Raw genomic sequence first — 25174 nt, forward strand, 5'->3', positions numbered from 1 at the left:
ATTAATACAAGCTTATTGTTTATTAATAGAAGCTTGCACCAACAATGATTAAAAGGATGAATAATACGACGATTAATACAAAAGTTGAACCGCCGCCATACCCACCGCCGTAGCCGTAGCCGCCATATCCAAAGCACATAGAATGTCACCTCACTTCTGTAATCTCATTAATAACATATGAAATTACTTTATACTGTGTGTAGGCAATACATCTATTTCAGTACTGTGGAAACAAAAATGTGTAGGTTATCCTTTCGGTTTAAAAATTAGTGCACCTATAAATCCAAATATTATTGCTGCAGAGATACCGGAACTTGTCACTTGAAACATACCGGTCAATACTCCGATCAGCCCATGTTTCTCTGCATCCTGCAGGGCTCCGTGGACTAAAGAATTACCAAAACTGGTAATTGGAATGGTAGCTCCAGCCCCTGCAAAGTCAACCAGTGGCTCATACAATCCGAAACCATCCAATATTGCTCCAATAACAACAAGCAAACTTAGTGTATGACCTGGGGTAAGCTTGGCAACATCAAATAAAAGCTGCCCGATAACACAAATTAGCCCGCCGATAACAAATGCCCAGAAAAACATCGCTAGCATTTGATCACTCCTTATCTCCATTCATTTCGATTGCAACCGCATGTGCAATACAGGGGATCGATTCGTTTTGCTGAAAACTAAGCGGTGACAGCAATGCTCCTGTTGCAACTACGAGGATTCGTTTAAATATACCCTTTTTCAATTGGTTTAATAAATGTCCATATAAAGCTGTTGCTGAGCATCCCGCGCCGCTTCCACCCGATTGTACAGGCTGATCATCTTTATACATTAATAAACCACAATCCTGGAATTGTTTCCGCTCTAATTGAAGACCACTTTTGTTGATTAACTCGAAAGCTGTATCATGACCGACCCTACCCAGATCGCCGGTTACAATTAAATCATAATAAGAGGGATCTAATTGAAGATCACGGAAATGGGCCATTATTGTATCAGCTGCCGCTGGTGCCATTGCCCCACCCATATTAAAAGGGTCAGATAATCCCATATCGACGACTTTTCCAATCGTTGCCGAAATTGTCACCGGATGCATCTGCCCAGGTTCATTTGGTTGTACTAAGGCAACCCCAGCACCTGTAACCGTCCATTGTGCAGTAGGCGGCTTTTGACCCCCGTACTCAGTAGGGTAACGAAATTGTTTTTCAACTGCAGCATTATGACTTGATGCACCCGTAAGCACGTACTTTGCGCCATCGTAATTAACTACAAAAGATGCTAAAGCCAAGCCTTCCATTGAAGTTGAGCAGGCACCAAAGAGTCCAAAGTATGGAATCTGCATCGTTCGTGCCGCAAAGCTGGTTGGGGTAATTTGATTAATTAAATCTCCGGCAAATAAAAATTGAATCTGCTCTTTCTCAATTTTCCCCTTTTGTAAAGCTGTTTTAATCGCTTCTTCGATCAGTAACCGATGTGCTTTTTCATACGTTTCCTTTCCCATCCATAAATCCTCAAATAATAAATCAAAATCATTAGCTAAATTTCCATTTGCTTCAAATGGTCCGCCGGTAACCCCAGTAGCAGTGATCATTGGCCGATTTGTAAAGATCCAAGATTGGTGCCCCTTTAACAATTACAAAACCCCCCAAATCACTAGCAGCGTTTTAACCAGTGCGACTACAAAGGCCGAGAAAACACCGAACAGAATGACTGACCCGGCAAGCTTAAACATATTTCCACCTACTCCTAAAACAAAACCTTCTGTTCTGTGCTCGATTGCCGCCGAGATTACGGCATTTCCAAAACCAGTAACCGGGACTGCACTACCAGCTCCTGCAAACTGACCCAGACGATCGTAAACACCAAATCCCGTTAATAGCATCGATAAAAAGACCATCGTAGCCACGGTCGGGTTGCCTACACTCTGTTCCGTAAAATCAAAATAATATATATAAAAATAACTGATGGCTTGGCCGACAACACAAATAATTCCGCCAACGAAAAACGCCTTAATACAATTCTTTAAAACAGGCCTTTTAATTTCGTGCTTCTGCTGAAGCTGTTGATATTTGCGCTGCTGGGGCGTCATATTTTTCTGCTTACTGGTCGCCATCTTCAATCTTCCTTTCTTACTTCATTTCTTTCGTCATTTTAACAATGTCGTTAAAGCGCTTTTCTGCTCTCTGATAAGAAAATTTAGAGGATTTCATTCGCTCTTCAAGTCTTACTGCTTCGAGAAATATTTTATAGTCACTCGAAATTGTAAAGTTATCATTTGGATATTTTTCTTCAAGCATGTTGTTGATGTCCTTTTCAATTTTTTTCATTCTAAAACGAGACAAATGCTTAACCTTATAAACAATCAGGGTGTCTTTTTTCCCTTTTAAAACCGCAACATCATATAGTTCTGGAAATGAGCTTACATCCTGTTCAATTTCTTTTACCTTACTTTTACTTTCATTCTTTACTGTCACAATCGGGCCAGGATTCGTTGTTTTCATAAGGGTCAATTGGCTATCCTTAACCTGCTGATTTTGAGAACAGGAAGAGAGTAACAATAAACAAGCAAATAATATCCAATAATGAATTACTTTCATTTGATTCCATCCCTTATTCCGTTTTTTTACCATCACTATAGGTAGTTTTTTCGACATTGTCTAAAATTATGACTAGCTGTGCGTAATTTATCTATATTCCTCAGCAAATATAAAAAACTGCCAGTTAATCTGACAGTTCCCAATAGCTTACTTTGAAGTCTTTTTGCCACAACCGCACCCTTTTTTCTTTATCGATTTAGATGGTTGATACATTTGGGTTGTTTCGGATGACTGTATGGATTGTGAGTAATCAGTAGTTTGATTTCTCCTTTTTTTCTGACCCATTTATCTCTCTCCCTTACGATTAATTTATTATTTGCTTGTATTAGAATATGAGCAACTGCGAAGTCTTGTCTCAGCGAACACCTTTATTTTTCGATAAAATGCTGTACAATTGCCTCCAATATCGATGCGAAGCCAGCCACTGCAAAAATTAAAATAATCGGAAAAGAAAAGTCGGGGTATAGAAGAGATATAGCTACGATTCCTGCAGAAGCCCATATCCCTGTACACCAGTAACAGCTAAGCAGCTCACCGATAAACTTTTTGTACCCTTTTTCCTTCGGTAGATAATAAATCTCGATTTCACCCTCCTCATTTTCTTCTTTGATTTCATTGAAAAAAGGTTCCCGAATAAACTCAGTTATTTTATCAAAAACAAGGAGCCTGGTCAGCCTAAAGCTTGCAAGCGAAAGAATAAGAATTTGTAAAATTGTTATATTCATGTTGAATTTCCCTTTCCAACTAACATGAAATATTTTAATTGCCTAATTTTTCTAAAACAAGGCTATTGTCCGTTACCCAAAAGTGCTCTGTGAAATATGTTAGTAATGTAAGATATATATCACGATTAAGGAGGAAAAATAAATGGGTTGTGGAAATAATAATCATGATTTTCGTAACGGTAATTGTGTTTGCGAAGTCGTTCGTGCAATTAAAGATATCCAAGATAATGCTGTAGAAGAAGACGATTGCCCAGAGTGTTCCAGTTGTTTCGCTGAGCCTCTAGGTTCTTTGGTGTCACCTGCGAGGAGAGATCCTGTAGATACTCGTGTATTTGTATTAAGTACTGCGGATGGTTCTCCATTCCATGCATTCTTTAGTAACGAAAACAATGCATGTGTATCCATCTACTTCCGCGTAGAAGATGTATTTGACAACTGTTGTGCGACACTTCGTGTCTTAGTACCAGGTCGCCGCGAAGGCGGAACTTTTTGCCCGGTAAACTTAGTTTCAGGGGGAGATAAGTGCTGCATTAACCTCGATAAAGTTTGTCAGGTTGAACGTTTCCGTGCTAGTAACGACTGCATTACAGTTGACTTAAGTTGCTTCTGTGCAGTTCAATGTATTGCTGATGTTAACCTTGGAATTTGCAACTAAAAACTTAGCCAGTCGGTAATTCGGCTGGCTTTTTTTGTTTTGGAAGAACGAAGAATTTACGTTTGCCAGCTATTTTTTTATCCCGATTAGCATTACATTTTTAAGTGTATTGACTGATACTGTTTTCATCGTTTGGTCATGAAAACGGATCGTTACTTCGCTTCCATCATACTTAGTTAGGTACCCCTGATAATTTCCTTCGTCGGTAATGAATACACATGGGGGAGGTGGAAGGACTATTGGATAGTTGATTAGATATTCTAATCGTTCGATTACATTCATTTCTTTGAAGGGTTTTACCCGTTTAAATGTTGAGTGATGCTTATCTGATATTGATGTTTTTTGCGGATTTTCTAATTTATTTTCTTCCATATTTTTTGGCTCTGGTTCAATATCCTTCTTGACTAAGGAAATTTTCTTTTTACTTTCAACTTCTATTGGCATTTCAACCTCAATTAGCACTTCATCCAATTTAATTGAATAAGTATCCTGCATGTTAGTTGCAGGAGTCCTTGCAAACGGCTGATGTATATAGAGTAATGGTCCTTTACTCTTCTTTTTCGACATGCTCTAAACCTCCATTTACGTAATCCTACACATTATATTTATGCTAAATGCCCAAACGGGTTCATAGGAAATTAAAAAATTTGCATGCAAAAGGCCCGCATCAGATGCGGGCCTGCATTTTTATAGAATATGATATCCGGAATCTACATGGATGTTTTCACCGGTAATTCCACGGGAAAGGTCACTGAAAAGGAAAAGGGCTGTATCGCCAACCTCTTCGGTAGTTGTTGCTCTTCGTAATGGGGCTCTTTCTTCCACTACTCTTGTGATTTCGTTAAAATCACCCACGCCTTTAGCTGATAACGTCCGAATCGGACCAGCTGAAATAGAGTTAACACGAATGCCTTCAATTCCAAGATCTGCTGCTAAGTACTTGACACTTGCATCAAGTGAAGCCTTAGCCACTCCCATAACATTATAATTTGGAAGGGCACGCTCACCGCCAAGGTAAGTCAACGTTACGATGCTTCCACCCTCTGTCATCAATCCTCTTGCCTCTTTGGCAACAGCTGTTAAAGAATATGAACTAATATTATGAGCAAGCAAGAAGCCCTCTCTTGTAGTGTTCAGATATTCACCTTTTAATTCTTCTTTGTTTGCAAAAGCAATACAATGTGCTACACCTTGAATTGTTCCAACTGCTTCTTTAATTTCAGCAAAGCACTTCGCGACAGCTTCATCACTTGTAACATCACACGGTAAAACAAGAGTCCCTTCAGCTTCTAACGAATTAGCAAGTTCACGAACACTGCTTTCTAATCTTTCACCTGCATAGGTAAAAATTAATCTAGCTCCTGCATTGTGCAATGAGCGGGCAATTCCCCATGCAATACTGCGTTTATTGGCAACACCCATTACTACATAAGTTTTTCCGGATAAAGAAAGATTCATATTGAAAAAGTCCTCCTACGATTACATGAGTTATTAGTACTTGGTACTAATTTTACACTAATTTACGATAAATGAAAAGTTCAACACTTCAAACAAAATTTTTTCAATAATATTTTAACAGGTTTCGCAGAATTCCAGCTCTCTTTTCAGTTCATCCACATATTCCTTCGACCCAGTAACAATCAGGCGGTCATTCATTAGCAGCTCTGTATCTCCATGTGGGACGATAGAATCCTTGCCACGGAAAATCCGGACAAATATGATATCACCTGTAAAAGGAAATCGCCGTAACGACATTTCATCAAATTGCTTATTCAACATTACAATTTCATAAAGTCCTGTTTCCTGATTGGTTAATATGTTTAACAAGGTTGGCGATTCAATTAAGGCTCGAAGCAATACTTTGGTGGACATAAATGTAGAAAATACCTCAATATTATGCTCACGTAAGTTTTCCTCTAATTCAGGACTTTCTATTCGCGCAATGACCCTTGAAACTCCTTTTTCTTTTGCAGCTACGGAAAGAGTTGCATTGACCCGCTCATCACCTGTTGAAATCACCACAACATCAGATTGAAAAACCGATGTCTTCTCCAACGTTTCCGGTGAATAATCAGGTATCTCAACTATTTCAAAAAGAGAATTAGCAATTTGTTTTTCTGATTTCTCCATTTGTATATGATAAAGTATTGGGTCATACAGGCCTATTTTTAATTCCCGTGAAACAGGCATTGTCGTCTGGTTTGCACCTAAGAATGCCACACTAACCCTTTTATTAGCGATCACTTCTTTAGGAAATAACTTTTTAAAAACAATCGGTGTAATTATAGACGTAATTACAGCAACCAATATTAATGTACCACTCATCTCCGGGGTTATGATTTCTAATCTCTCTCCTATTGTCGCCGCTGCAATGACAAGTGAAAGTGTTGAAGTGAGTAAAAAACCCGCTGCAATGACTGTTTTTAACTCATACCAAATTTTCAATATATACACGGGGATAAGTTTTGATAATAATAGTCCTATTAATAGAAGTGGTATCAATAATAAAAGTTTTTTTTCACTAAATAGGGACCAAATATCAAGATTTACCCCTACCATTACAAAAAAGATGGGAATCAAAAATCCATAACCGAATGAATCCAGCTTATGTACAAGCTCTTGGTTCGGTGATAACAACGAAACCAGGACCCCCGCTAGAAATGCTCCTAAGATGTTTTCTGCACCCACTGTTTCAGACAGGCCAACTAAAACGATGATTAATGTAAATACGGCTCTCGTCCCAATTTGAACGGTTCCCGTTGAAAGTGTTTCGATAAATGTTCGATTTTTAAATCTTTTTCCTAGAAAATAAAGAACTATACCTGCTGCAAACAAAATAAGTAGCAGCCACGTATTTCCATGACCTGATTCATTAAGAGATACGAATACTGCTAGTAAAATCATCGTCACCAAATCAGCAATGACCGCCACCAATAAGATAATTTGGCCGATAACGGTTTTCATCAGGTGTGCCTCTTTCAAGGTGGGTACAACAACCCCCAATGATATCGTTGAGATAATCAAGGTCATTAAAAAGGCATTATCAATAAATCCTGCCATTACAAACAAATGCGATAAACCAAGCGAGAAAATAAAGATACCTGCAAAGATTAGCCCCGCGACAACGAATGAATTGGGCTCGATTTTCCCATTTGGGAGCTTTTTACGTAATTTTCTCCCCGCAAAAGCCGTGAAGTCTATCTCCAGTCCGCTTAAAAACATGAGAAAGATAAACCCTAATGTAGATAGGGTTGAGATCCACATATCTTCGTGAACCACATCGAATCCGCTTTTTCCAATGACAAGTCCCATAATGATTTCTGCGACAACCACAGGGATATAATTCAATTTAAACCGATGTAAAAGAATGGGTGTTAAAAAGGCCATCGTCACAACAATTAATAAAGAAATGACTGATACATGTTGCTCCATTCATGTAACTCCTTTCCATTAATTTATAGTTTAGAATCCTTTTTATAAAAACTAACTCTAAGGCAAAAAATATCGATATAAGGGAGTTGATTTAATGAAAATTGATATAATCGGTGATATTCATGGCTGTCTTACGGAATTAAAGGAACTCACTCTAAAACTAGGTTATCAGTGGGAGAATGGAATACCAATCCATCCCGAGGGTAGAGTACTGGGATTTTTAGGCGATTTAACGGACCGCGGCCCTGCGTCACTGAACGTAATAGAAATTGTATGGCAACTGGTTCTTAAAGAAAAAAAAGCCTATTACACACCGGGAAATCATTGTAATAAGTTATACCGCTTCTTCCTTGGTAACAAAGTTCAGATTGCACACGGACTAGAAACAACAGTTGCTGAATATCAATCATTATATAAAAAAGAGCAGCAATCCATTCGAAAAAAATTCACCGAACTTTATGAAAAGGCTCCATTATACCTACAATTAGACAACAATAAGCTTGTGATTGCCCATGCCGGGATTAAACAAGAATTTATCGGACAATCGCATGCAAAAGTCAAAGAGTTTGTCCTTTACGGAGATATTACAGGAAAAAAACACCCTGATGGATCACCGATAAGAAGGGATTGGGCCAAAGAATATCACGGTGAAACATGCATCGTTTACGGACATACACCAGTTCATGAGCCAAGAATCATTAATAATACGTATAATATTGATACCGGGGCAGTCTTCGGTGGAAAACTAACCGCGTTAAGATATCCAGAAATAGAATTGATTTCAGTTAAATCAACTATGCCATATGTAGAAGAAAAATTTAAGGAATTTGATTAAGAAAAGCGTAGGCGCCCTGTTCAGCGGCGTATGGCCTGGAGCGCTCCAACTGAGATAAAGGAAACACGAAGAGCCAGGGGCGATTCGATGTTGACTTATCGTAGGGCGGAGAGCGAAGGACACTAGCCGCTAGGGCGCCGGAGCTAGACAGTTATCTAAGTTCAAAAACTCATGCTTCTTATCTTGAAAAAGGCTGCCTCCTAAAAAAGCGAGTCAGCCTCTAAGATTTCACCCATATCATCTGGAAGTGGTGCAGTAAAAATCATTTCCTCTCTCAAAAATGGGTGAATAAATTTTATTTTTTTACAATGAAGTGCCTGCCTTGAAATTAAGGATCGATCTCCTCCATACAAATCATCACCAAGCAAAGGATGCTTTAAATAAGTCATATGAACCCGAATTTGATGGGTTCGTCCAGTATCAAGCGATAGCTCTAAATAAGTAAAACCATGATTTCGCTCAAGTACCCGATAGTGGGTGCAGGCAAATTGCCCATCCTCACGAACTTCTCTCTCAATTATACTGTCATCTTTGCGTCCAATTGGCGCCTGTATAGTACCACTTTCTAACAAAACTCTGCCTTCTGCAAATGCTTCATAAGTCCTCTTAACCTCACCACTGCGCTGCATCATACTAAATAAATGGTGGACATGACGATGCTTCGCTACGAGAACAATTCCTGAAGTATCTCTGTCTAGCCGAGTAACAATATGGGAAGTAGTCTGTAGTCCAGTTTGCTGATAATAGCCAATTAGTGCATTCGCAAGGCTGCCGTCAGGATGCTCCCGAGACGGAATCGTATTCATTCCTGCCGGCTTATTTATTACTAAGAGATACTCATCCTCATATAGGATTGTTAACGGGATTTCTTCTCCCTTAAGTCCCTCACTAGGATACTCCATTGGAAAAGAAACCGTTACTTCCTCCCCTATTGATAGTTTGTATCGAACATTTACCTCTTCTCCATTTACTTGGATACTCCCACCCTTGAACTTAATATCCGTTAAAGCAGTCCGAGAAATCTCTTCCTTCTTTAAAAATTCCCTTAATAATTTCCCTGCATCACCTTCATTAATAATCCACTTCAATTTAAAGAGAGAATACATGACCATGCCCCTTTCACGTCAATCGGAAATAAAGGAATCATGTACTCTTTTCCAAAAAGGAAACGGCCGGAAACGGGCAAAGCGAATTTTTTCCTCTGGCACCCTAAATTGAATGGATTTTACATCCTTATGAAGCAGTGTCAGATGGTCGATTGTCACTTGAAAATCAGACCGATTTACCGGTTTAAGCATACAGGTATGGTGTGCAGGGAGAATAAGCGGCGAGCCTATGGTTCTAAAAACTTTGTTATTAATCGATGCCATTTCAGCCACTTGGAGGGCAGCAATCGACGGATGGATAATCGCCCCGCCAAGCGCCTTATTATAGGCAGTACTTCCTGATGGAGTTGAAACGCATAAACCGTCACCACGGAACCGCTCAAAATGCTGTCCACGGATTTCCACATCCATCACGAGTGTCCCTTCCACACTTTTAACCGTTGACTCATTTAAGGCAAGATACCTTGATTCCTTGCCTGCATGAGAATAACGGATAATCACCTCTAACAATGGGTATTCCACGACATGATAGGGGGTTTTAGCAATCGCAATCACTAACTTTTCAATTTCATCGGGAATCCAATCTGCATAAAAGCCGAGATGACCCGTGTGAATTCCGACAAAAGCCGTTTTATCCAATCGGCTGCTATAGCGATGAAAGGCATAAAGGAGTGTCCCGTCACCACCAATGGAAACAACTATATCTGGTTGGTCCTCATCGTACACAAGATCAAAATCAAGTAAATAGGTCCTCATTTTGTGCATTAAGATATTTGATTTCTGATCTCCTTTTGATGTAATCGCAAATTTCATAGTATTTTTGCTCCTTGTGGCTTGTTTGGCTATTCAAAAGGCGGTATTGACAATTAATCCTTTTCTTCTTGTTTCAATTCTTTCTTTCTTGTAAAAAATGCTTGAGCATCCTGTATTTCACCGCGAATCAATGACATTTCCTCGTCTAAACGAAATGCTGCTTCCGCGGCTCTTTGCAAACGCATTTGAATATCACTGGGGAAAACGCCCTTGTACTTATAGCTTAATGTATGTTCAATTGTCGCCCAAAAATTCATTGCAAGCGTTCGTATCTGAATTTCCGCTAAAATCTTCTTTTCTCCATGGATGGTTTGAACTGGGTAGCGAATAACAACATGGTAGGACCTATACCCGCTTGTCTTTTTATGTGATATATAATCTCTATCCTCGACAATTTCAAAATCATTGCGGTTTCGTAATAAATCGACGACCGTATGAATGTCATCGACGAACTGACACATAATACGCATACCCGCAATATCTTGCATTTCTTCTTCCAATCTTTCTAGTGGTATTCCTTTTTGATTTGCTTTGTCAAGAATACTTGCGATTGGTTTAACTCTTCCTGTAACAAATTCAATTGGTGAATGAGTGGCATCAAGTTCGAATAGACCTCTCATCCCCTTTAATTTTACTTTTAATTCTGCTACAGCCTGTTTATATGGGGCTAAAAATTGGTCCCAATGCTTCATGATTTCACCTCAAACCAAATTATGTTAAGAATATTCTCTCTACCTTTGAAACCAATTCTTTCCCATAATTACTATTTCCTTTAATATTAGATAGGACATAATCAAATTCCTCATGGAAATTTACCAATTCTTTTTGCTCATCATTAAAGGAAATCCAAACAGGTAACCTTTTTTCATAGGCATTATTTAAAAGCGGCCAGATTTGTTCATGTAAAACGATATATGTATAATCATTTTTATCTTCCATTAAGTAAATGAAAGAGTATTGGATAGAATCAACAAGAATCTGTTCCTCTGGAACCAAATCAATAATTGACTCATTCGTTTCTAACATTAGTTTATCTTCAAGTATGTATGCTTTTAGAATTGTAATATTTTTCTTCATCTCTCTACCTCCATTATCTCCCTACTTATTTTAGCATAATTCATGCATTTCTCCCAAGAATTGATATTGAAGTCGGTACGGATAATCGAGAAAAACTCTAGGTTGAAAGGAAGTTAAACCATGACGCAAAATATCGAAATCGAATTTAAAAATATGCTGACAAAAATAGAATATGAAAGCCTCCTTAAGTATTTCAAGATCAGCCAAAGCCAAATATTCGCCCAGGAAAACCACTACTTTGATACACCTGATTTTGCTTTAAAAAGTAATAATTCTGCACTAAGAATTCGCAAAAAGGGCGGAACCTACGAAATGACATTAAAACAGCCAGCAAACGTGGGGCTGCTTGAGACCAATCAAGTCATTGGGGAAGAAGAGGTCTTAATGGCCATTCATCAGGGCATCCTACCAACTGGAATCATTCGATCTCTTATCGAAGAATACCAAATTTCTTTTTCTACTATTGAATATTTTGGATCATTAATTACGGAGCGAGTTGAGTTGGAATACAAGCAGGGGTTACTAGTGTTGGACCATAGTATCTATCTAAGCAAAGAAGATTATGAATTAGAATATGAGGTTGAGGATTATCAGTTTGGAGAGAAAATTTTTTTGGAACTCCTAAAGCAATTAAAGATTCCTTCTCGAAAGACAGAAAATAAAATTGTCCGTTTCTATAAACAAAAGTTTGATCAAACGAACGAAAATAAAATCTTGTAAGAAGAATTAGAGCAGTTTTGAGATTTGGAGTTATTTCCAACATACTCCTTTCTATTTATTCTATTAAAATTTTCTCAATTGGTATACATTAATAATGCCTTTAGATACAAATTCGCATTTTCAAAGCAATTAATTTGAGATATGAAATGGGCATTGTTAAAATTAATTTACATAATACTTTAGGGGAGTTGTCAACATGATTGAGAGAAAGCTTTCACCATTTGAATCCATAGGTGAAGATACCTTACACCGTCTTGTGGACACTTTTTATGGCCTTGTTGCACAACATCCTGATCTTGCTCCTATATTCCCAAATCAATTTACTGAGATTGCTCGAAAACAAAAGCAATTCTTAACTCAATATTTAGGCGGACCTGCATTGTATACAGAAGAGCATGGCCATCCGATGATGCGTGCTCGCCATTTGCCATTTCCGGTTACTCCAATACGAGCGAGGGCTTGGTTATCATGTATGACTCAAGCAATGGATATAATTGGCTTACAGGGGCCGATAAGGGACGATTTTTATTCACGACTTTACCTTACTGCCCAACATATGATTAACACGCCTGATGGCGCGATATCAGGTGAAGATCGTGAATAGTTCAAGATTTTCGGGTTCGAAGCAGCAGTGCAGTGGTAGTGAAAAAAAGCCGATTGAGATTTATATGTTTATTGACCCATTATGTCCGGAATGTTGGGCATTGGAACCTATTTTAAAGAAGCTTCAAATCGAATACGGTCGTTATTTTTCTATAAAGCATATTTTAAGTGGACGATTAGCCGATTTAAATTTGAGTAAGAAAAAGAATTTTGAGAATATCGCTCAAGTTTGGGAGAAGACTGCTAGCAGATCTGGTATGTCATGTGATGGGAGCCTTTGGTTAGAAAATCCTGTCGATTCACCTTATACAGTTTCAATTGCTATAAAGGCAGCTGAGCTGCAGGGAAGGCGTGCTGGGCTTCGTTTCCTGAGAAGAATTCAAGAAGGATTATTTTTAGAAAAACGAAATATTTCTAATCTTGAAGTGTTAAAGGATTGTGCAAGGAGTCTAGGTTTGGATGTGGAGGAATTCATGGTTGATATCCATTCCGATAGTGCCGCGAAAGCCTTCCAATGTGATTTAAAAATCACATCAGAAATGGATGTACAAGAAATTCCCACATTAGTATTTTTCAATGAAAATGTTGAGGATGAAGGAATTAAGATAACGGGTTCTTACCCATATGAAATATATGTCCAAATTTTAGAGGAAATGCTTTCTGAAAAACCAGTACTGACTCCCCCGCCTCCGCTAGAAACGTTTATGAGATTTTTTAAATTTGTTGCCTCAAAGGAAATTGCAGTGGTTTATAATATGTCTATTTCGCAAATTGAACGGGAAATGAAAAAACTACTTTTAAAGCAGGTGGTCGAACAGATTCCCGCTAAATATGGGACCTTTTGGAGGTATATCGAAGAATAGAAAATGCCGGAATTAACCGGCATTTTTACTTTTATATAAAAACGAAAATGCCTTGCAGCTGTTACACTGCAAGGCATTTTTCTATTATACGAACAAAGGGGATGGGAGAAATTTTTCACGGTTCAAACAAAGGGGTATATGTTTGTTGTGATCAACTTCACGTATATAATATAGCATGGGATCAAAGAGGCTGACAATAAGTTTGTGCCTTATTTCACATAATTGTCAAAAATCATAATTCCATTGAAAGGACAATAAACATAGTAGTACAAAGAATAAAAACTTACTTTTAATAAGGGTGGCAATATACTATGAGAAAATTCCCTTTCGTTATTATGGTGCTTTTTATGTTCATTGCTTTTTTCCTTCAAATACTCGCTTTGTTAAAGATCTTTCCTCTATTAGTTAGTACACCCATTTTGTTTGTATCCATCTTTATTTTCATTTTTTATCTTAATGACCGAAAGAGGTTTAGAGGATTTTAAAAGGGATGGCTGCCAACAGGCACCATCCCTTTATTTATACTTTTGATAATAATTGTTCTAATTCATTCAGTTTCTCTTCAAATACCTTACAAGCATTCTTGATTGGATCAGCGCTTGTCATATCTACACCAGCTTTTTTCAGGACTTCGATTGGATAATCTGAACTTCCTGAACTTAAGAAGTCGATGTATCGTTTGACTGCCGGCTCACCCTCTTCAAGAATTTGCTTACTTAACGCAGTAGCTGCACTAAAACCAGTGGCATATTGGTAAACATAATAATTATAATAAAAATGTGGAATTCTTGCCCATTCTAACCCGATTTCCTCATCAATTACAATATCCTCTTCACCGAAATATTTCTTATTTAATTCATAATAGCTTTCGGTTAATGCGTCTGCAGTTAACGCCTCGTTATTTTGGGCCTTTTGATGGATTATGTGTTCAAACTCTGCAAACATAGTTTGCCGGAACACGGTGCCTCTAAAGCCTTCTAAATAATGGTTGAGTAAGTAAATACGTTTCTGTTCATCATCAATTGTTTTCAATAGATAGTCATTAAGAAGTGCTTCATTACATGTTGAAGCCACTTCAGCAACGAAAATAGAATAGTTGCCATAAGGATACGGCTGTGATTTTCTTGTATAATAACTGTGTACAGAATGGCCAAATTCATGGGCAAGTGTAAATAAATTATTTACATTATCCTGCCAATTCATCAGAATATACGGATGTGTACCATATGCCCCTGAAGAATAGGCCCCACTCCGCTTTCCTTTATTTTCATGGACATCGACCCAGCGATTTTCAAAACCTTCTTTTAATATATTCGAATATTCCTCACCTAACGGGGCTAACCCTTTAATAACTAAATCTTTTGCCTCTTCGTATTTAATTTCCATTTTCACATCTTTGACAAGAGGTGTAAATAAATCATACATATGAAGCTCATTAAGCCCTAGGACTTTTTTACGAAGCTTGATATAGCGATGTAATAAATGAAGATTATCCGTAACCGCATTAACAAGGTTATCATAAACGCTTTCTGGGATATTGTTTGCAGAAAGGGCAGCATGTCTGGCTGAATTATACTTTCTTACCCTGGCATTAAAATTATCCTTCTTCACATTCCCACTTAATGTACTTGAAAATGTATTTTTAAAATCACCATACGTCTTATATACTGCCTTAAAGGCCTCTTGTCTTACTCTAGGGTCTGCGCTTTCTAAAAAGCGGATATATCGGCCATGAGTAATTTCTACCTCTTCGCCATTTTCATCTTTAATTGTTGGAAATTCGAGGTCTGCATTGTTCAACATCCCAAACGTATTGCTAGAAGCATCCATCACTTCACTCGCCTCAGCGAGCAATGCTTCCTGTTCCGCTGTCAGGACATGCGGTCTTTGCAAATTAATTTCAGCTAAAGCATGCTCATACAATTTTAATTCCGGTTTCTCATTTAAGAAGCTAGTTACTTTGCTCTCATCTAGTGAGAGAATTTCTGGAACAATAAATGCTAACTGGCTCGCTGCCTGTGAATACAGATTCTTCATTCTGTCATCTAAACCTTGGTAAAATGAGTTCGTGGTGTCTTGGTCATAACGCATATGTGAATATGTATAAAGTTTTCCAATCCGTTCTAACAGTTTATCTTGGAATTGAAGAGCTTCATAAAGTGTTTCTGCACTTTCTCCTAATTTCCCTTCAAAGTTTTTTATCCCAGGGATTTGGCCTTTTACCTCTTGAAACTCCTTTTCCCACTCCTGGTCACTTGAGAAAATATCTTCTAATTTCCATGTATCTTGCGCTGGAATCTCATTTCTTGCTGGCAGTGATTTTACTGCAGTTTCATTTGCCATCCTTCATCCTCCATTCTTTTTTTAGGCTTCGAAATATAGTTATCATTTATTATATTCTCCCTAACTTTTCAATCTCCTCTTCCGATTAGGCAGATAGGATACTATTTACACCTCTATATAGTATGCCCTTATACCTGGTTTCATTTATTTAATTGATTGTATTCGATAATATTTTTGAAAAAATGCCAGCTTTGCTTCCTCTCTTTCACGATTAGACTTGGGAATGGAGATGGCCTTTTTCAATTGGAAAGTAGTTTCCCCTTTTTTTGCTAGAATACCCAATTGCTCTAAGAGTAAAAGATAATCAGTAATTGCTAATAATGGATTCACCGGTTCAAGTTGTGGTAAATTTCTTACGACAATTTGCTTTTTACTCAGCCTCTTTTGTAAATGGAAGTTTATTTCATGAAGGGAAATCAAATCATCGGGTCTTTTTTCGGCAATAAAATCCATATATAAATACGTTTGCCATATGATCGCAGGAGTCTGGAGAAGTAATGAGTGTGAGACGGGCAGGCCAATTTCAGGTGGCAATAAGAAAGGATTTAGATTTTTGTTATAAATTTCATGTAGGAAGGCTTTATGCTGTTTATTAGGATGAATAGTCCAATTCAGAATAAATTTTTCAATTTCCCGTGTCCAGCTTGATGAATCAAATGAGAGCTTTACCTTAGGTTCCACTATGTCATTTACGTTCATTTTCATTATAGGGTGAAAAGTATGATGGGCGAAGGCATTTTTAATGGAGTAGGGGTGAATTGAATCAATCCGATGAAATTGTTGTTTTTCGGGGCAATATGCTGGGATATAGAACTTTCCTGAGGATGTTGTCCGTAAAAATAAATACTGAAAGTTTGACAATGCAACAATATTCTTCTTTTTATTGTGTATTTGACTACTAGCAAGAATCCATATTGGAATGTACCCTTTCTGCAGATATGAATTCGTCCGCTTGATAAAATTACTATCTGAAATAGTTGAGCATTGATACTCTAATGCGTATTTCTTTCCATTATGATGGAAAATGATATCAGGCCGCTGCTGAATTTCTCGATCATAATATTCTAAAATGGCAGGAATCTTTTGTCCCACTAGCCACTGATAAAGTTGACGTTTTCCCTCCATATGGGATATTGATTCATTTTCATAAAAATTACGACAAGTTCCCCCTTGTATATGTGCAAAATGAAAAATCCGCTGATCTCCTAATTTCAGCAATACCCTTTCCCCACAAATAGGGCAATAAAATTCTTCTTTGCTTCGAAGGTCCAAAAGTGCGTCCTTTTTGTAATCAAATCCTAGACAAATACTTTTACCAGTGTTTGTTTGCGCAGTTAACAATTATTTATCTCCTCCTTTTCTTTCATAATTCGCTATATCTATCGATAATTCCTTTTAAAATCAAAAAAACTCGCCAATTCGACGAGTTTCTTAACATGATTCTTACAGTAAGGGCGAGAGTAACCGCGCTGTTGATTCTAGGACTCTTAATCCTAAGTGTCTTTCCTGAAACGTTTTTTTATCCAACTGGATAGAATATTCAAGGTCATTTATATATTCCGCAACGAGCTTTTGGGTACTTTTCGTTCGGAATAAAAAGGCATTTACTTCAAAATTCAAATGGAAGCTCCTCATATCCATATTGGATGTTCCAATCGAAGCTAGTTCATGGTCAACAATCACAATCTTACTGTGCATAAAGCCCCGCTGGTATTCATATACCTTAACCCCCGCTTCTAAGAGCTCTGGGAAATAAGATCTTGAAGCATGAAAGACGATCCGTTTATCAGGTTTATTAGGGACCAGGAGGCGTACGTCTACACCACTAAGTGCTGCAACTTTTATCGCCGAAAAGATATCTTCATCCGGAATAAAATACGGTGAAGCAATCCAAACTGTTTTTTCCGCACTTGCAATCATTGAGAAAAAGATATTTTTAATAACACTCCATTCATTGTCCGGCCCTCCAGCGATGAGTTGGACACCACCATGACTTTCATTATCATTTTGGGGGGATAAATATTCGGCTGTTAAGAAACTATGATTGGTCATATAGTACCAGTCTTGTAAAAAAATTAGCTGCAGCGTTCGAACAGCTTCCCCACGAAGCATTAAATGAGTATCACGCCAAAAGCCAATGGTTTTATCCCTTCCTAAATATTCATCCCCGATATTGAGCCCGCCAACAAATCCAATCGTCCCATCTATTATGATCATTTTCCGATGATTGCGGAAATTAAATTTATTGTTTAAAAAAGGAAGTTTTACTGGCCCGAAAGTCACCATTTCAATCCCAGCATTTCTTAGATCCTTAATATAAGACTTAGAAAGCTGCCAGGAGCCAACTGCGTCATATAAGAAACGAATCTTTACTCCTTGCTGAGCTTTTTCAATAAGTAAATCTTTAATTTCCTGACCAATTTGATCGTGGCGAACAATATAATATTCAAGATGTATATGATGCCTTGCTTTTTTTAACTGTTCTAAGATATGGTGAAATGTTTCCTCTCCATTTGTTAAAATCTTTGTCGAAGTATCGAAGGATATTGGGCTATTCCCAAGTTTTTGAGCCAAATTGAATAATTTCCCTTGATGTTCTCTCATTAAACTAAGCTTTTCTTCACTTCTCGGGTCATCCTCGCCTTCAACTGTCAAAAACGCCTGTTTGTCTAAGAAATATTTCTTTCTAAACATCTTCTCCTTCCGATAATTACGACCGAAAAGGATATAAAAAATAAAACCAACCAATGGGAAACTTCCTAGGACAACTAACCAAGTGAGTGTTTGTGTTGGATGGCGGTTCTCAAAGAATATTACAAAGGCAATAAAGATCACTGAAAGTGTGACCAATACACTCAAGAATCCAAAAATCCCACTTGCTAATTGATCATTAAAGAAAAACAATAGTACGGATAATACCCCCAAAAATATAATAACCCTTACTGTGTTTTTCAGTGTACTCACCTGCCAGATTATTTTCATAAACTATTAATGTTAAAAATACCGATTTCAATATTGAAATCGGTACATTTATTAGCGAAAATATTTTCGTATTTCAGCAAAAACATTTTCGGCAATTATTTCTTTTCCATATTCCTGAATTCGATGAATGGTAAGTTGTGTTTCAAAACCGTACTCAAGTAAAATACTCAAAATATCGTCAATTTCATCTTCTTCAAATAAATCTTCTGGGAATTCTGTATAAAGATAGTATTTTCCTTCAAAATGATAAAGCATCGTCACTAAATCATCCAATCCAGAGCGATTGGATAAACTAATAACATCCTCAAAGTCTTTAAAGCCAATCAGGAATTCTAATGTTTCTTCCTCAAGCAGGATACTTTCCTCATCGGAATGATTGGGATTGAAATGATGATCCAAAAGCTCTTCAAGCTTATCCTCAGCAGGAAAATCTTTACCTTTTTCATTTGGGATAGGAAGTTCAAACTTTTGCCCATCCTTTGATAGCTGAGCTTTAGTAACAAGAACCTCTAAGCCTTTATCAAGTGCTTGGACTTGAATCCAAAGAGGACCTTCAATAACAAATTCTTCCTCATCATGGACTTCATCCATCATTTCCCAAAAGAGTTCTTCACTCCGTTCCCTATTGTACCAAATTTCTTCGCGATCAAAGCCTCTTTCCTCTATATCACCATATGAAATATAAAATTTAACTGTGTAATCATTAATGCGTTCAATCTCCATCAAAAACCTCTCCCTTCCGTTTTCCAGATTGAAGGGACAAAATACCCCCAAGCAGATACTGCCTTAGCATTTACTGAAATCATAAAGAATTTTCATAACCTGAAAAAGTAAATACTCGTGTACTTTTATTTTATGACAAAAGCACTTATAAGGGAAATAAAAAAGGCTAAAATCTAAAAAACCGTGTGAATGCCTACTCGCTTGCATTAAGATTTTCATTATATTGTAGCAAAATCAAATAGAAACTACAAACGATATCAACTATTCTTTATATACAAAAAAGGCCTCCAAAAGAAGGCCTATTTATTTAATTAACCATTCGCTGTGCTTCGCGGAGCTGAAACGTTCTAACTCTTCTTGGGAGGAATCGTCTGATTTCATCTTCGTTATACCCAACTTGCAAACGCTTTTCATCAATTATTATCGGCCTACGTAATAGACCTGGATTCTCTTTTATTAATCTGAATAAATCTTGAAGAGGCATTGCATCTAAGTTAACGTCAAGTTTTTGAAATGTCTTGGATCTTGTTGAAATAATTTCATCCGTCCCATCTTCCGTCATGCGAAGAATTTCTTTTATCTCTTCCATTGTTAATGGCTCTGAGAAAATATTTCTTTCTGTGTATGGGATTTCATGTTCTTCTAACCATGATTTAGCTTTCCTGCATGATGTACAACTTGGTGAAGTGTATAGTGTAACCATCCGATTTTCACACTCCTCTTTTATTTAAGTCATAAATTAATAAATTCAGTATATTTAAATAAGCGAAAGTTTATATGATCTTGTTAAAACATTTTTAATAATCATTATAAATAAGTAATTTATATCATTAATTATACACCACTGTTTCTTAAAAGGGTATCTTTTTTTAAAAATTATATTGATGGACAAAAACAATTCAAATTTATCTATTTCACTATATTAGACGAATAATTCTTCTAAAAGTTTCATAATTAATTATAATTTTATCTTGAATTTTTTCAGAACTCATTATCCCACTTGCTATATTGTTCGTCAATTAAGGAAGAAAAAGTGTGGGTCGTCAAAAAAATAAAATTTTTCTTATTCTGATAATCATTATTTTCACCTGACATAACAATTAACTAAAAACTCATTCTCAATTAAAGGTCACCAATGAAAACGCATTCATTATTTTGTAAATTCTTAGTGAAAGTTATTTAATTTCCTCTTTAAATAAACAGCAAGTTCTTTTACAATAAGGGAGGGGATATTTAATGTCACGCTACAAATAATCAATATAGCTGATAAATGAAGGGAGTTAATACCATGGGCGCATACATACTCGATTTAACTATGGTTGCTTTACTAATTGTAGGGATTACTGCCTTAATGGGTGTTATTACAAACAGTTTTGGCTGAAAAAGTGTTTGGTGGTAAAAATCGTAGTGAATTTGTTGATGAAAGTGCAAAATACCAGACTGGTTGGAAAACTGTCGGGGGCATCAAAAAATAAAAATAAAGTCTATGTTAAAGATAATTGTTGATTTTTATATCCTACTTTAATTGGAGCGGAAATCAACAGCCCAGTCTAATACACAAAAAAACGATCTTACAGCAAGATCGTTTTTTTATGTTTATTTAGTTTGGACTTTGAATTGCTTGAATTCTTTCTCTGAGCAAAGCACAAAGTGACCAGGAGTAACCTCTCTAAATTCAACGGCTTCATTAGGTTCGTAGTTATGACTTGCCGGATCATATGATTTTCGTTTCCGTGTCCGTTCACTGATTGGGTCCGGTGCAGGAATCGCTGATAAAAGTGATTGTGTATACGGGTGAAGTGGATTTTTATAAAGTTCATCCGCAGGTGCTAGCTCAACCATTTTACCAAAATACATAACACCAATACGATCACTAATGTATTTAACCATTGAAAGATCATGGGCAATAAAAAGATAGGTTAAGTTTTTCTCTTTTTGAAGCTTTTTCATTAAGTTAACAACCTGAGCCTGGATTGAAACGTCCAACGCTGAAATAGGTTCATCTGCAATGATAAATTCCGGTTGAACAGCAAGGGCGCGTGCAATTCCAATCCGCTGACGCTGACCACCACTAAATTCATGTGGATAACGGTTCGCATGCTCTCTATTCAAGCCAACGGTTTCTAAGAGCTCATAAACTTGCTCCATCCGTTCTTGTTTTGTTTTCGCCAAACCATGAATGTCAATTCCCTCTGCAATAACATCAGCTATTTTTAATCTCGGGTTTAATGACGCATATGGATCTTGGAAAATCATTTGCATTTTTCGGTTAAAATCTTTTAATTGTTTTTTAGATTTTTTGCCGTGGACATTTACGCCGTCGTATAAAACTTCGCCGCCAGTAGCATCGTACAAACGGATGATTGTGCGACCTGTTGTTGATTTACCACAACCTGACTCCCCTACTAATCCCATTACTTCACCTTTAAAAATTTCAAAAGAAACATTGTCGACTGCTTTTACTTCGTTCACTTTACCTTCATTAAAATATTGCTTTAAATTTTTTATTTCAAGTAATTTTTCACGCTTAGCCATTTATTTCCCCTCCTTTTTTCCAGGGAATTGACCTTGACCAGTTTTCTCTAAGGTAGCTGTTGGTGCATTTCCAGCAAATTGATTTTGCCGTCTTTTCACAGCTTCTGGAGGGTTAACCTTTGGTGCATTAGGATGTAAAAGCCATGTAGCTGCGTAATGAGTGTCAGAAACTTTAAAGAATGGCGGCTCTTGCTCCAAATCTATTTTCATTACAAATGGATTACGTGCTGCAAACGCATCACCTTTTGGAGGATCTAATAAATCAGGTGGTGTCCCTGGAATAGAGAATAATTCCTCGTCATGGGTATCCATATCAGGCATAGAACTAATTAAGCCCCATGTGTAAGGATGTTGTGGGTTATAGAAAATCTCATCGGCAGTGCCAATTTCAACAATTTTCCCACCATACATTACTGCAACGCGATCGGCTACATTGGCAACTACCCCAAGATCGTGCGTAATGAAGATGATCGATGTATCAATTTTCTTTTGCAGATCCTTCATTAACTCAAGAATTTGCGCTTGAATTGTTACGTCAAGCGCAGTTGTCGGTTCATCGGCAATGAGGATTTTAGGATTACACGCCAATGCAATCGCGATAACAACCCGTTGTCTCATCCCTCCGGAGAACTGATGTGGATATTGATCTACACGAATTTCCGCCTTAGGAATACCAACTAGCTTTAATAAATCCACTGCTCTTTCTTTGGCAGCATGTCTGCTCATGTTTTGATGCTTAATAAGAGGCTCCATAATTTGCTTGCCAATTTTCATTGTTGGATTCAAGGAAGTCATTGGATCCTGAAAAATCATAGAAATATCTTTTCCACGAATTTTCTGCATTTCTTTATCTTTAAGTTTTGTAAGGTCTTTTCCTTCGAAAAGAATTTCTCCACTTTTAATTTCGGAATTATGTTCAGGAAGTAAACGCATGATTGATTTTGTTGTAACTGATTTTCCAGAACCTGATTCACCAACGATTGCTAATGTTTCACCATTATATAAATCAAAGTTTACACCACGAATCGCTTGCACTTCTCCAGAAAATGTATGAAACGATATTTTTAAATCCTTTACTTGTAAAACTTTCTCCATTTACATACACCTGCCTTCTAATCACGCATTTTTGGATCCAACGCATCTCGTAATCCGTCCGCCACTAAGTTAAAACAAACCATAATAATTGCTATCATTAAAGAAGGAATTATCATTTGATAAGGAAAAGCAATCATAGATTTAAACCCTGAATTGACTAATGTTCCTAAAGATGCATTCGGTTCTTGTAATCCCAACCCAATAAAACTCAAAAATGCTTCAAAGAAAATAGCATTTGGGATGGAAAACATCGTATTTATTATAATGACACCAAACATGTTCGGAATCATATGTTTAAAAATAATTGAAGAATTGGAGGCACCTAGTGTTTTGGCAGCTAATACAAATTCCTGGCCTTTAAATTTCAACACCTGCGCTCGAACAACTCGGGCCATACTAGTCCAGCCAGTTATCGTTAAAGCGATTATGATTGGAATAATACCTGGCTTTAACACCAAAATCATTAATACAACAACAATCAAGTTGGGAATACCAACAATAACTTCTATAATACGTTGCATAACACCGTCCACTTTGCCGCCTAAATAACCAGAAACAGCTCCATACGCGACTCCAATGGCCATATCAATTAATGCTGCCATGAAGGCAATAAATAAAGATACTTGTGTACCTTTCCAAATACGAGCAAATTGATCACGACCTAAATTATCAGTACCAAACCAATAATAGGCATCAATTTTCCGGACTTCATATGCGTTATAAACTGTGCCGTCTCTTCTGGATAATGTTCCGTCAAAGGGGAGCCATTCTACATCTTCCAAACCTTGAATACGCGGCGGCAGGTTATTATGCTTTGTGTCTTGTGTATCGAAATCATACGGCGTAATCATCGGACCAACAAATGCCATAATAAGCATGATAGCTAAAACCACTAAACTAACAACAGCACCTTTGTTCTTCCGAACTCTTAGCCATGAATCCTGCCAAAAGTTCAGGCTCTTTTTGGCAATCTTTTCACTATTTGCTGGATCAATATGGGCAGGAGTAAACAGATCCTTTGATATGGTAATGTCTTTGTTGCTCATTTAGTTTTCCCCCCGATATACGAATACGTGGGTCGATGATTCCATAAAGAATATCAACAATCAAAATAACTACCACAAATAATACTGCAAATAAAATATTAGTTCCCATAATGACAGGGTAATCATTCATATTAATTGATTTAACGAATTGCTCCCCAAGTCCTGGAATTCCAAAAATCTGTTCAATTACTAGTGAACCTGTCATCAGACTAACTGCTAGAGGTCCAAGAACAGTCACAACTGGTATTAAAGCATTTCGGAGTGCATGTTTTAGACTAATTTGCCAGCGGCTTGCTCCCTTAGCTCGTGCTAAGGTAATATAATCGGACCCTAAAACCTCGATCATTTCAGTCCGCATAAACCTTGCAGCAATTGAAATTGGAAACATAGCTAATGCAATGGTAGGAAGAATCGTATATTCTGGTCCTTTCCATAACATAACTGGCAGCCAATGCAATTTAACAGAAATATAAAACTGAAGCAAACCGGCAAAAATAAATGACGGTACTGATTTACCAACTACAGCAATAAATGTAGACCCATAATCTATCCATGTATTTTGCTTTAAGGCAGCAATTACACCCAAGAATATGCCAATTATTGCACCAACTATCATTGCTTGCAAACCTAATTGTGCTGATGGCCCAATGCGGTTAGTAATCAGTTCTGTTACAGGGGTATTGTCAAATTGAAAGGAGATTCCTAGGTCACCTTTTACCAAATTCCTCATATAATTAAAATATTGAACAGGCAGAGGTTCATTCAAACCATATTTATCCAGCAAAATTTCCCGCTGAACGTCGTTGAGCTTTTCGAAGTTATTAAAAGGGCTACCTGGAATTAGCTTCATGAGGAAAAATGTAAGTGATGTTACGATTAAAAGTGTAATTATCATATAGCCCGTTCGTTGTAAGATATATTTTGCCATGCTTACACCTCCTAATTTTTTAAATAGTCGACGTTTTTCGACAATTCCCATACAGGTAAAAAGAGAGTATATTTCTTCAATATACTCTCTTTCTAT

General features: G+C 37.2%; 29 protein-coding genes and 1 pseudogene. 7 read left to right on the forward strand and 23 right to left on the reverse strand.

Features of this window, described 5'->3' with window-relative positions:
* Nucleotides 1–22: 22 nt before the first annotated feature.
* From RCG22_RS09260 to RCG22_RS09290, 7 genes are all read right to left on the reverse strand, one after another.
* Nucleotides 23–139 carry a YjcZ family sporulation protein gene (locus RCG22_RS09260; RefSeq protein WP_074432806.1) on the reverse strand — a complete coding sequence of 39 codons (117 nt, stop codon included), beginning with the start codon at nucleotides 137–139 and terminating at the stop codon, nucleotides 23–25.
* Nucleotides 140–246: 107 nt separating this feature from the next.
* Nucleotides 247–603, reverse strand: a complete 357-nt coding sequence (gene spoVAE / locus RCG22_RS09265) for a stage V sporulation protein AE (RefSeq protein WP_066252224.1) — start codon at nucleotides 601–603, stop codon at nucleotides 247–249.
* Between the two features lie 4 nt (nucleotides 604–607).
* Nucleotides 608–1633: a stage V sporulation protein AD gene (gene spoVAD, locus RCG22_RS09270; protein WP_098260940.1), complete on the reverse strand. Its 1026-nt coding sequence runs from the start codon at nucleotides 1631–1633 to the stop codon at nucleotides 608–610.
* Complete coding sequence (gene spoVAC / locus RCG22_RS09275; protein WP_098260939.1) at nucleotides 1634–2113, reverse strand: stage V sporulation protein AC; 480 nt, start codon at nucleotides 2111–2113, stop codon at nucleotides 1634–1636.
* A gap of 16 nt (nucleotides 2114–2129) precedes the next feature.
* Entirely contained in the window at nucleotides 2130–2597 is a 468-nt protein-coding gene (locus RCG22_RS09280; protein WP_308106612.1) for a sporulation protein, read from the reverse strand.
* A gap of 147 nt (nucleotides 2598–2744) precedes the next feature.
* Nucleotides 2745–2882 (reverse strand): hypothetical protein, encoded by a 138-nt coding sequence (locus tag RCG22_RS09285; RefSeq protein ID WP_308106613.1) that lies wholly within the window; start codon nucleotides 2880–2882, stop codon nucleotides 2745–2747.
* Between the two features lie 83 nt (nucleotides 2883–2965).
* Entirely contained in the window at nucleotides 2966–3322 is a 357-nt protein-coding gene (locus tag RCG22_RS09290; protein ID WP_098260937.1) for a DUF1360 domain-containing protein, read from the reverse strand.
* Nucleotides 3323–3464: 142 nt separating this feature from the next.
* Here RCG22_RS09290 and RCG22_RS09295 point away from each other — a divergent pair, with 142 nt between their 5' ends.
* A complete protein-coding gene (locus tag RCG22_RS09295; protein ID WP_098260936.1) occupies nucleotides 3465–3977 on the forward strand; it encodes a CotY/CotZ family spore coat protein in 513 nt (170 codons plus the stop codon).
* A gap of 69 nt (nucleotides 3978–4046) precedes the next feature.
* On the opposite strand, the gene RCG22_RS09300 is transcribed toward RCG22_RS09295, so the two are convergent.
* From RCG22_RS09300 to RCG22_RS09310, 3 genes are all read right to left on the reverse strand, one after another.
* Nucleotides 4047–4544: a CotO family spore coat protein gene (locus RCG22_RS09300; protein WP_308106614.1), complete on the reverse strand. Its 498-nt coding sequence runs from the start codon at nucleotides 4542–4544 to the stop codon at nucleotides 4047–4049.
* 120 nt (nucleotides 4545–4664) lie between these two features.
* Nucleotides 4665–5435 carry an enoyl-ACP reductase FabI gene (fabI, locus tag RCG22_RS09305; protein ID WP_098260934.1) on the reverse strand — a complete coding sequence of 257 codons (771 nt, stop codon included), beginning with the start codon at nucleotides 5433–5435 and terminating at the stop codon, nucleotides 4665–4667.
* A gap of 114 nt (nucleotides 5436–5549) precedes the next feature.
* Nucleotides 5550–7409 (reverse strand): monovalent cation:proton antiporter family protein, encoded by a 1860-nt coding sequence (locus RCG22_RS09310; protein WP_308106615.1) that lies wholly within the window; start codon nucleotides 7407–7409, stop codon nucleotides 5550–5552.
* Nucleotides 7410–7503: 94 nt separating this feature from the next.
* On the opposite strand from RCG22_RS09310, the gene prpE reads away from it, so the two are divergent.
* The gene (gene prpE / locus RCG22_RS09315; RefSeq protein WP_308106616.1) at nucleotides 7504–8244 is read left to right on the forward strand and encodes a bis(5'-nucleosyl)-tetraphosphatase PrpE; all 741 of its coding nucleotides are present in this window, start codon (nucleotides 7504–7506) and stop codon (nucleotides 8242–8244) included.
* 200 nt (nucleotides 8245–8444) lie between these two features.
* On the opposite strand, the gene RCG22_RS09320 is transcribed toward prpE, so the two are convergent.
* From RCG22_RS09320 to RCG22_RS09335, 4 genes are read right to left on the reverse strand one after another with little or no spacing between them, the layout of a single operon-like run.
* The gene (locus RCG22_RS09320) at nucleotides 8445–9350 is read right to left on the reverse strand and encodes an RluA family pseudouridine synthase (RefSeq protein WP_308106617.1); all 906 of its coding nucleotides are present in this window, start codon (nucleotides 9348–9350) and stop codon (nucleotides 8445–8447) included.
* Between the two features lie 18 nt (nucleotides 9351–9368).
* Nucleotides 9369–10163 (reverse strand): NAD kinase, encoded by a 795-nt coding sequence (locus tag RCG22_RS09325; protein WP_098260930.1) that lies wholly within the window; start codon nucleotides 10161–10163, stop codon nucleotides 9369–9371.
* A gap of 53 nt (nucleotides 10164–10216) precedes the next feature.
* On the reverse strand, nucleotides 10217–10855 hold the full coding sequence (gene yjbM / locus RCG22_RS09330; protein ID WP_098260929.1) for a GTP diphosphokinase: 639 nt from the start codon (nucleotides 10853–10855) through the stop codon (nucleotides 10217–10219).
* Between the two features lie 19 nt (nucleotides 10856–10874).
* The gene (locus RCG22_RS09335; protein WP_308106618.1) at nucleotides 10875–11240 is read right to left on the reverse strand and encodes a UPF0738 family protein; all 366 of its coding nucleotides are present in this window, start codon (nucleotides 11238–11240) and stop codon (nucleotides 10875–10877) included.
* A 120-nt stretch (nucleotides 11241–11360) separates the two neighbouring features.
* Between RCG22_RS09335 and RCG22_RS09340 the strand changes: the two genes are divergently transcribed.
* From RCG22_RS09340 to RCG22_RS25510, 4 genes are all read left to right on the forward strand, one after another.
* The gene (locus tag RCG22_RS09340; RefSeq protein WP_308106619.1) at nucleotides 11361–11960 is read left to right on the forward strand and encodes a CYTH domain-containing protein; all 600 of its coding nucleotides are present in this window, start codon (nucleotides 11361–11363) and stop codon (nucleotides 11958–11960) included.
* 196 nt (nucleotides 11961–12156) lie between these two features.
* Nucleotides 12157–12564, forward strand: a complete 408-nt coding sequence (locus tag RCG22_RS09345) for a globin domain-containing protein (RefSeq protein WP_098260926.1) — start codon at nucleotides 12157–12159, stop codon at nucleotides 12562–12564.
* Complete coding sequence (locus RCG22_RS09350; RefSeq protein ID WP_374049435.1) at nucleotides 12533–13426, forward strand: ClpXP adapter SpxH family protein; 894 nt, start codon at nucleotides 12533–12535, stop codon at nucleotides 13424–13426. The genes RCG22_RS09345 and RCG22_RS09350 overlap by 32 nt, the downstream gene beginning before the upstream one ends.
* A 347-nt stretch (nucleotides 13427–13773) precedes the next feature.
* The gene (locus RCG22_RS25510) at nucleotides 13774–13911 is read left to right on the forward strand and encodes a hypothetical protein (protein WP_488656039.1); all 138 of its coding nucleotides are present in this window, start codon (nucleotides 13774–13776) and stop codon (nucleotides 13909–13911) included.
* Between the two features lie 34 nt (nucleotides 13912–13945).
* On the opposite strand, the gene pepF is transcribed toward RCG22_RS25510, so the two are convergent.
* The 5 genes from pepF to spxA form a co-directional block, all read right to left on the reverse strand.
* Entirely contained in the window at nucleotides 13946–15769 is a 1824-nt protein-coding gene (gene pepF, locus RCG22_RS09355) for an oligoendopeptidase F (protein WP_308106621.1), read from the reverse strand.
* A 144-nt stretch (nucleotides 15770–15913) separates the two neighbouring features.
* A complete protein-coding gene (locus RCG22_RS09360; RefSeq protein ID WP_308106622.1) occupies nucleotides 15914–17110 on the reverse strand; it encodes a competence protein CoiA in 1197 nt (398 codons plus the stop codon).
* 102 nt (nucleotides 17111–17212) lie between these two features.
* Nucleotides 17213–18724 (reverse strand): cardiolipin synthase, encoded by a 1512-nt coding sequence (gene cls / locus RCG22_RS09365; protein ID WP_308107117.1) that lies wholly within the window; start codon nucleotides 18722–18724, stop codon nucleotides 17213–17215.
* Between the two features lie 78 nt (nucleotides 18725–18802).
* Nucleotides 18803–19474, reverse strand: coding sequence for an adaptor protein MecA (mecA, locus tag RCG22_RS09370; protein ID WP_098260922.1), 672 nt, complete (start codon nucleotides 19472–19474; stop codon nucleotides 18803–18805).
* Nucleotides 19475–19781: 307 nt separating this feature from the next.
* Nucleotides 19782–20177 carry a transcriptional regulator SpxA gene (gene spxA / locus RCG22_RS09375; RefSeq protein ID WP_098260921.1) on the reverse strand — a complete coding sequence of 132 codons (396 nt, stop codon included), beginning with the start codon at nucleotides 20175–20177 and terminating at the stop codon, nucleotides 19782–19784.
* Nucleotides 20178–20762: 585 nt separating this feature from the next.
* Here spxA and RCG22_RS09380 point away from each other — a divergent pair.
* Nucleotides 20763–20949: pseudogene (locus tag RCG22_RS09380) on the forward strand (hypothetical protein).
* Nucleotides 20950–21070: 121 nt separating this feature from the next.
* Here the strand turns inward: RCG22_RS09380 and RCG22_RS09385 are convergent.
* From RCG22_RS09385 to opp3b, 4 genes are read right to left on the reverse strand one after another with little or no spacing between them, the layout of a single operon-like run.
* Nucleotides 21071–22009: an ABC transporter ATP-binding protein gene (locus tag RCG22_RS09385; RefSeq protein ID WP_308106623.1), complete on the reverse strand. Its 939-nt coding sequence runs from the start codon at nucleotides 22007–22009 to the stop codon at nucleotides 21071–21073.
* Nucleotides 22010–23104 carry an ABC transporter ATP-binding protein gene (locus RCG22_RS09390; RefSeq protein WP_308106624.1) on the reverse strand — a complete coding sequence of 365 codons (1095 nt, stop codon included), beginning with the start codon at nucleotides 23102–23104 and terminating at the stop codon, nucleotides 22010–22012. It lies immediately after the preceding gene.
* Nucleotides 23105–23121: 17 nt separating this feature from the next.
* Entirely contained in the window at nucleotides 23122–24150 is a 1029-nt protein-coding gene (opp3C, locus tag RCG22_RS09395) for an oligopeptide ABC transporter permease (protein WP_098260917.1), read from the reverse strand.
* On the reverse strand, nucleotides 24095–25078 hold the full coding sequence (opp3b, locus tag RCG22_RS09400) for an oligopeptide ABC transporter permease (RefSeq protein WP_308106625.1): 984 nt from the start codon (nucleotides 25076–25078) through the stop codon (nucleotides 24095–24097). Before opp3b ends, opp3C begins: the two co-directional genes overlap by 56 nt.
* Nucleotides 25079–25174 lie beyond the last annotated feature (96 nt).

Origin of the sequence: Neobacillus nitrireducens, from assembly GCF_030915405.1 — a bacterium.
Lineage (GTDB): Bacteria > Bacillota > Bacilli > Bacillales > Cytobacillaceae > Neobacillus.

What these genes read in the sequence shown, in the direction of transcription:
- yjbM (WP_098260929.1), bottom strand. Translation starts at nt 10,855, where the DNA reads ATGAAGCATTGGGACCAATTTTTAGCCCCATATAAACAGGCTGTAGCA.
- RCG22_RS25510 (WP_488656039.1), top strand. Translation starts at nt 13,774, where the DNA reads ATGTTCATTGCTTTTTTCCTTCAAATACTCGCTTTGTTAAAGATCTTT.
- opp3b (WP_308106625.1), bottom strand. Translation starts at nt 25,078, where the DNA reads ATGGCAAAATATATCTTACAACGAACGGGCTATATGATAATTACACTT.
- prpE (WP_308106616.1), top strand. Translation starts at nt 7,504, where the DNA reads ATGAAAATTGATATAATCGGTGATATTCATGGCTGTCTTACGGAATTA.
- RCG22_RS09320 (WP_308106617.1), bottom strand. Translation starts at nt 9,350, where the DNA reads ATGTATTCTCTCTTTAAATTGAAGTGGATTATTAATGAAGGTGATGCA.
- fabI (WP_098260934.1), bottom strand. Translation starts at nt 5,435, where the DNA reads ATGAATCTTTCTTTATCCGGAAAAACTTATGTAGTAATGGGTGTTGCC.
- RCG22_RS09280 (WP_308106612.1), bottom strand. Translation starts at nt 2,597, where the DNA reads ATGAAAGTAATTCATTATTGGATATTATTTGCTTGTTTATTGTTACTC.
- mecA (WP_098260922.1), bottom strand. Translation starts at nt 19,474, where the DNA reads ATGGAGATTGAACGCATTAATGATTACACAGTTAAATTTTATATTTCA.
- RCG22_RS09350 (WP_374049435.1), top strand. Translation starts at nt 12,533, where the DNA reads ATGGCGCGATATCAGGTGAAGATCGTGAATAGTTCAAGATTTTCGGGT.
- opp3C (WP_098260917.1), bottom strand. Translation starts at nt 24,150, where the DNA reads ATGAGCAACAAAGACATTACCATATCAAAGGATCTGTTTACTCCTGCC.
- spoVAC (WP_098260939.1), bottom strand. Translation starts at nt 2,113, where the DNA reads ATGGCGACCAGTAAGCAGAAAAATATGACGCCCCAGCAGCGCAAATAT.
- RCG22_RS09390 (WP_308106624.1), bottom strand. Translation starts at nt 23,104, where the DNA reads ATGGAGAAAGTTTTACAAGTAAAGGATTTAAAAATATCGTTTCATACA.
- RCG22_RS09290 (WP_098260937.1), bottom strand. Translation starts at nt 3,322, where the DNA reads ATGAATATAACAATTTTACAAATTCTTATTCTTTCGCTTGCAAGCTTT.
- RCG22_RS09345 (WP_098260926.1), top strand. Translation starts at nt 12,157, where the DNA reads ATGATTGAGAGAAAGCTTTCACCATTTGAATCCATAGGTGAAGATACC.
- pepF (WP_308106621.1), bottom strand. Translation starts at nt 15,769, where the DNA reads ATGGCAAATGAAACTGCAGTAAAATCACTGCCAGCAAGAAATGAGATT.
- RCG22_RS09295 (WP_098260936.1), top strand. Translation starts at nt 3,465, where the DNA reads ATGGGTTGTGGAAATAATAATCATGATTTTCGTAACGGTAATTGTGTT.
- spxA (WP_098260921.1), bottom strand. Translation starts at nt 20,177, where the DNA reads ATGGTTACACTATACACTTCACCAAGTTGTACATCATGCAGGAAAGCT.
- RCG22_RS09340 (WP_308106619.1), top strand. Translation starts at nt 11,361, where the DNA reads ATGACGCAAAATATCGAAATCGAATTTAAAAATATGCTGACAAAAATA.
- RCG22_RS09260 (WP_074432806.1), bottom strand. Translation starts at nt 139, where the DNA reads ATGTGCTTTGGATATGGCGGCTACGGCTACGGCGGTGGGTATGGCGGC.
- spoVAE (WP_066252224.1), bottom strand. Translation starts at nt 603, where the DNA reads ATGCTAGCGATGTTTTTCTGGGCATTTGTTATCGGCGGGCTAATTTGT.
- RCG22_RS09385 (WP_308106623.1), bottom strand. Translation starts at nt 22,009, where the DNA reads ATGGCTAAGCGTGAAAAATTACTTGAAATAAAAAATTTAAAGCAATAT.
- RCG22_RS09325 (WP_098260930.1), bottom strand. Translation starts at nt 10,163, where the DNA reads ATGAAATTTGCGATTACATCAAAAGGAGATCAGAAATCAAATATCTTA.
- RCG22_RS09285 (WP_308106613.1), bottom strand. Translation starts at nt 2,882, where the DNA reads ATGGGTCAGAAAAAAAGGAGAAATCAAACTACTGATTACTCACAATCC.
- RCG22_RS09310 (WP_308106615.1), bottom strand. Translation starts at nt 7,409, where the DNA reads ATGGAGCAACATGTATCAGTCATTTCTTTATTAATTGTTGTGACGATG.
- RCG22_RS09335 (WP_308106618.1), bottom strand. Translation starts at nt 11,240, where the DNA reads ATGAAGAAAAATATTACAATTCTAAAAGCATACATACTTGAAGATAAA.
- RCG22_RS09300 (WP_308106614.1), bottom strand. Translation starts at nt 4,544, where the DNA reads ATGTCGAAAAAGAAGAGTAAAGGACCATTACTCTATATACATCAGCCG.